Below are 5,633 nucleotides of genomic sequence, written 5' to 3' on the forward strand. Positions count from 1 at the left end.
ACGTTATGCGATGCTGGAAAGCAAGTATAAGTATGCAAAATAAAAGCTCTTCATTTGCAAAAGCAAACAAAGAGCAAAGTCATGAGTGACCATCTAGGAAAGAAATTGGCACATTTCTTTCCCACTTATTTTAACATATAAAAAGTTGTAGAGAAAAGGGGGTATGTAGAATGAAAGAAGGTCGTATTTCCTTTCAGCAAAGGTGTAAAGAATTTCTTGTTATGATCGTCAGTTTTTGGATCATTATGTTTCTCATGTATGGCGAAAGCCTGTTACAATAGAGCTAAGTCGAATATGAAATACCCTTAGGCAGCTCTCATAGTTATAAGATCTATGGGGGCTTTTCATCATCATAATAATAATTTCACATACCGTAATTATTAATAAGTAAAACAAAAATATGCAACAAGGGATTCTTTCTCTCTTTTGAAATCTATGTGCTTAAACACGTGTTAATTTGAAATATAATTGTTAAGAGATAATAAGAAATTAGGAAAAATGGAAGCTTCTAAATTAATTCATACAATTATTACTGATTAATAGTGAGTAGAATTACATTTACTTTGAGGAGGAACTAAAATGGATAAAAAAAGATATATTGAAGAAGCAACGAAGATGTTATCAAAAGCTTATATTCCGTATTCGAAATTCCCTGTTGGCGCAGCATTAGTGACGAAAGAAGGCGAAATCTATACGGGTTGCAATATAGAAAATGCTTCTTATGGTTTAACTAATTGTGCCGAAAGAACAGTAATCTTTAAAGCAGTATCAGAAGGTGAACGTGATTTTAGTTATTTAGTAATTACAGGTGAAACCGATGGTCCAATTTCACCATGTGGTGCTTGTAGACAAGTTATTGCTGAATTTTGCGATCCGAAAATGCCTGTATTACTAACGAACATAAAAGGCGATGAAAAAGAAGTAACGGTTGAACAATTATTGCCGGGTTCTTTCTCGATTGAAGTTTTAAAATAGAGTATAGAAAACCTCTCACAACTTATGAAATAGGTTGTGAGAGGTTTTTTGTTTTGTAAAATTAAACGGTCATTAGTAAACGTCAAATTCTCTAATTAAATAACAATAATAAACGCAGAGAAGGGATAGCTTAATCGCTATCCCTTCATCTTAATTTCACTAGCTAACCCCATTGGTTGAAGAAAGTTGTTGTCTGTTTTTATTGAGTGTCTTCATCGCTTTTGTACTCCAAAATATCACCTGGTTGACAATCCAAAGTCTTACATATCGCTTCTAATGTTGAAAAACGAACCGCTTTTGCTTTCCCATTTTTCAGAATGGAAAGATTCGCCATCGTAATCCCAACCCTCTCCGAAAGCTCCGTTACGCTCATTTTTCGTTTTGCTAACATCACATCAATATTAATAATAATTGCCATATTCTCCACCTCAGACCGTTAAATCATTTTCTGATTTTATATTAATAGCTTCTTGTAAAAGTCTTTGGAGAGCAGCAGCAAAAACGGCGATCACCATAGAGGCGAAAATAATGACCAATCCAATTGGTATAATACTTGGAGGGTCAACTCTTTTCGCCATGAGATAGTAGAGTGGCATACCTAGCAAGTACAAGGTACTGATCGTGATGGCACAGTATTTTATATTCTTTAAAGCCTTTACCGATAATTCCGAGAACGCTTGGTTCTTATCAATATAGAGTAAAAGTTTAAAAGTTTGATACAGAGCAAAGTAAAAAGGTATCGCTGCCGCGTACATATCGATTAAAACGAGAGATTTCATATAAGCAATATCTGGATACAATTCTCCAGCAAAATTCCCGATCTTAGGCACCAAAAATATGCACAATGCAAGAACTAGGATTCCTATAAAAATAATAGCTAGCTTTAAAAAGAGTGTCGTAACTTGTTTCATAAAAAGCACCTCGCTTATTTAATGACAACATGATTTTATCATATAATTTATCGTTTAACAATAAAATTGTATTGTTTTTTATTGTATTATTATTGTTATTGAAATATCCTTTTAATTTTGACAAAAATAAAAAGGATTTCTCATTTCAAAGAAATGCTCTTACTTTAAAATGTTAAATTTACAACTTATTCAACAAAACTTCCAAATAGTTTGATAAAGTAAATCAACAACGAAAGATAACAGAACCTATTTCACTCTATCGTGTGACAGAAAAGAAAAGTACGTTGTATATCATATACATGTTAGGTTAACATAACGTCTCATTATTGGTAGCAAGAAAAAGGCGGATCCCTAATCTTACAAGTAATCCGCCTTTTTCTTTTTCTATGACTCTATTCATTTTTTTGTTTTGGGGAACAATAAATTTCTTAAGTTGATGGCGATGGGTCTGTACCCCTATATAAACGAAACTGCGTTTTTTCAACATACAAGGAATTACATAAATTATTAGTCACTGCCTAAATGTTTTTCCTCATTCATCAATATCTGTTTCTACTTTTTTAAACTTTGCAACGGAACCTTTTGGCTCCTTTTACTTGCAAATTATTTTTTTATCCAAGAATCAATAAGATGCCCCTCACTGTTAGTGTAAATATAGTATAGAGTATCTCTTTTTGTGTCCCTTACAACCGTATCTGCGTTTCGCATAGCTGCTCCATTACTACCAGCGTAATACTTTTTTCCATCATACGTAAAAAAGATATAACTCTGCATTTGTCCGAGGGTTTCAGTATCTGTCGAGAAGTAATACGTATCACCATTTATTTTTTGTCCACCTGTTTGCATAACGCCTTTATCATTGTAATAATATGTTTTAGCATCCTTTACTATAAACCCTGTCGGTAGCACTTCTCCCTCTTGATTAAAGTAATATTTTTTCCCGTCAATAACTACATTACGATCAAAATTATAGTTCTTGCCAGACTCGAAATAATATTTCTTTCCATCAATTTCTTTCCAGCCAGAATAGTCAGGTCCTTCTTCAAAACTGTAATAAACCAGTAAAGGTTGATCCTTTTCATCAAATAGTGCAGGTAAAAAGATTTTAGAGACCCCACTTTTTCTAATAGAACCATCTCTTTCAAACACGAACTGTTTCTCATTAAAAGTAACATGAGTTATGCTACCTAACGCTTCTCCATTCAGCTTAGAAGCCTTCTCAAGTGCGCCTTTAGCAGAAAAGTGAAGAAGAATATTTTGATCTTCTAGACGGATTTCCTTTGTATTGGCCACGTAATCTTGGAAATAATAAATTTTACCATCGATTTCTCGTAGACCGTCTTTAAAAAACGCTCCAGACTCATCAGAATAGTTTTGACCTTTCCATGCTGAGCGTTGCAAAGCACCTTTATCATCAAAGTGGTAGTACTTCCCATCAATTTCATTATCTCCATTTGAGCCACTTGGCGATACTATTGCCCCAGAATGATCCGGATGAAAATAATATTTCTTACCTTCAATTTCATGCCAACCCGTTAAGAAAACTCCATCAGAACCTGCATAATAATAATTAGAGCCTTGGTTTACCCAACTATTCTTTATCACGTTCCCAGAAGAATCTTTTGCAGTCCATTTCTTAGGATCCTTTTCATCAGTTACTATCTGTATTCCGTCATATTTCTGTTTCTCATTTTCTTTACCTGGATACCACTCTTTTAGCCAATTATGAATTTCATTGTTGTTTTTTGCAGTGAAACGAATTTCAGATTTGAAACTAAAATCCGTACCGAATTGAGCAATATACTGATTACCAGCCAAACTTACTCCATTTTTGTTATTCAAACGGAATTGAGGTTCATCGTAATAAGAATTCTCAATCTGAACAAGTTCAAACAATTCATCATCACCAATTGAATCAGAGTATTGAAGATTATTTCCTTCTTTTCCTGAAAGGTATTGTGAACCTTTTTTTACAACCACTTTCTTCGACCCTTTTTTATAAGGAATAATTTTATAATTTTCACCACCATGTAATGTAATAAATGGCAATGCAATAGGTGTATCTAGACTCAATTTCGTATCTGCTAATACACTTTCTTCTCGGGCCTTAAAATCTTCAAGGGCTTTAGAGTCATTCGTAACATAATTCGAAAGAACGTCTTTGCCAACTGGCTCTGAAGTAATTGTTCCTAGTATACGTTTTTCTTCTGGTAGTTTCTTAAAAAGATCATCCTCATTAAAACGAACATCAAGCAGACCGCTGTCCAGATAAGCATTTGGGAATTTTTCTTTTAAATATTTCTCTGCTAAATAATTTCTTCGACCGCTATTATTACTTTGTAGATAGTAGGTTTTGAAATTTGTAAGTGAAACCCCCGTTTTTCCTTCATCTAATTGTTTCTGTGTAATATACAAAAGATCATGTTTAGATAGAGCTGGTTCATCAGGGTTTAAGTCTACTATTGTACCAGCTTGCTTAATACGAATTTGTTCCCCATGCTTTATCGTTTTATATTCAAATTTTCCATCTGGATATAAAAGTTTAACATTCTTGCTAAAATTTTTATCTTTATAATAATCAAATGCACTAATACCAAACTCTCCCTTTTGAAATGTAGGAGCTTTGTAAGCAGTGTTTTCATTCTCAGCTTTATAAGTAGATTCTGCATCTACTTTTTCTAACCATTTACCAAATGGCTCTGCAAGAAACGCGTCATATATTTTTCCAAATGTTGTAATAATTGTTGCAGCTGTATCAACATCTGCTTTTACCGTATTTTCCGTTAATGGACTTGCTATTGGGCTAGCACCGAATAAAATCCCCATTGCAATTCCTACAGGGAGGACTTTGGGCACCCTTTTTTTGTATTTTGCATTCATAACGTCATTCCTCACTTTGTATTTGTGCTTTTTTTACTGATTACACTGAATGTAATGTTCAGAAGTTCATCATAATCTAAACGCCTTTCAAAAGTCTTTCATAAATGTTACAAAAGTCTTTCATGGAATTACAAAATTCTTTCATAAGATTACAAAAAAATAAGATTTTTGGTGATTCTCTTAATATCGTAAACGAACTTTGATCTCTTTCATTCACGAACAAAGAGGGTATTAGGGGTACGGAAACGATTCTGGGTATGATGGGCCAATCTGGGATTTAATTACAAATTAAAAAAGAACTTTATCCAAGTTCTTTTAATCTACGATACAAAACCTAAACACTCATGTAAGCATCCAAATAGGGTGCCTTTTTCTCTGTTATATAGAAACTATATACCACTCTACCCTAATCACCGAGTTTGATACTCTTGAGAAAGAGCTTGTATCTTAAGGATAAAGGGTTTGTCTTTATTTATTATTATGGACAGTGATTTAGAGAAATAAACGTACTCGGTGATTAGGGGATAGGTAACTATTTAAAACATTTGAGAACCCGGTAATTGGGTAAATAAAAAATGCCTTATCATTCCCCCTGTAAGGAGGCATGAGGGAAGTCACCATACATACCCACCAACTTAAGAAAAATAAAGGCAAAAAAAAAGAAAAAATGAGCCGAACTCTTATGAATAACTGTGAAAAGGTAAAATTTTTGTTATGGGAGGTTTCTGAAAATCTTAGCTTGATGGCAATGTGGTTCTACCCCTTATAAATGTTACAAAAATCTTTCAAATAGCTCTAACTTGCACAATGCTTCCCGTTAATATAATACGCTGATTCTGTGAAAACCGTAAATACAACCTCTACTTC

Annotated in this window: 4 protein-coding genes and 1 pseudogene; 1 reads left to right on the forward strand and 4 read right to left on the reverse strand. The window is 33.5% G+C overall.

Annotated features, from left to right (window positions below):
* Nucleotides 1–579: 579 nt before the first annotated feature.
* Nucleotides 580–975, forward strand: coding sequence for a cytidine deaminase (locus MR109_RS29360; RefSeq protein WP_242274827.1), 396 nt, complete (start codon nucleotides 580–582; stop codon nucleotides 973–975).
* Between the two features lie 199 nt (nucleotides 976–1,174).
* On the opposite strand, the gene MR109_RS29365 is transcribed toward MR109_RS29360, so the two are convergent.
* From MR109_RS29365 to MR109_RS29380, 4 genes and pseudogenes are all read right to left on the reverse strand, one after another.
* Nucleotides 1,175–1,393, reverse strand: a complete 219-nt coding sequence (locus MR109_RS29365) for a helix-turn-helix domain-containing protein (protein WP_004434885.1) — start codon at nucleotides 1,391–1,393, stop codon at nucleotides 1,175–1,177.
* 10 nt (nucleotides 1,394–1,403) lie between these two features.
* A complete protein-coding gene (locus MR109_RS29370) occupies nucleotides 1,404–1,886 on the reverse strand; it encodes a DUF2975 domain-containing protein (RefSeq protein ID WP_242274828.1) in 483 nt (160 codons plus the stop codon).
* Nucleotides 1,887–2,489: 603 nt separating this feature from the next.
* Complete coding sequence (locus MR109_RS29375) at nucleotides 2,490–4,766, reverse strand: N-acetylmuramoyl-L-alanine amidase family protein (RefSeq protein WP_242274829.1); 2,277 nt, start codon at nucleotides 4,764–4,766, stop codon at nucleotides 2,490–2,492.
* 795 nt (nucleotides 4,767–5,561) lie between these two features.
* A pseudogene (locus tag MR109_RS29380) lies at nucleotides 5,562–5,633 on the reverse strand (DUF1904 family protein); the annotation flags it as partial.

The organism is Bacillus cereus group sp. BfR-BA-01310, from assembly GCF_022664325.1.
GTDB lineage: Bacteria > Bacillota > Bacilli > Bacillales > Bacillaceae_G > Bacillus_A > Bacillus_A paramycoides.

What these genes read in the sequence shown, in the direction of transcription:
- MR109_RS29360 (WP_242274827.1), top strand. Translation starts at nt 580, where the DNA reads ATGGATAAAAAAAGATATATTGAAGAAGCAACGAAGATGTTATCAAAA.
- MR109_RS29375 (WP_242274829.1), bottom strand. Translation starts at nt 4,766, where the DNA reads ATGAATGCAAAATACAAAAAAAGGGTGCCCAAAGTCCTCCCTGTAGGA.
- MR109_RS29370 (WP_242274828.1), bottom strand. Translation starts at nt 1,886, where the DNA reads ATGAAACAAGTTACGACACTCTTTTTAAAGCTAGCTATTATTTTTATA.
- MR109_RS29365 (WP_004434885.1), bottom strand. Translation starts at nt 1,393, where the DNA reads ATGGCAATTATTATTAATATTGATGTGATGTTAGCAAAACGAAAAATG.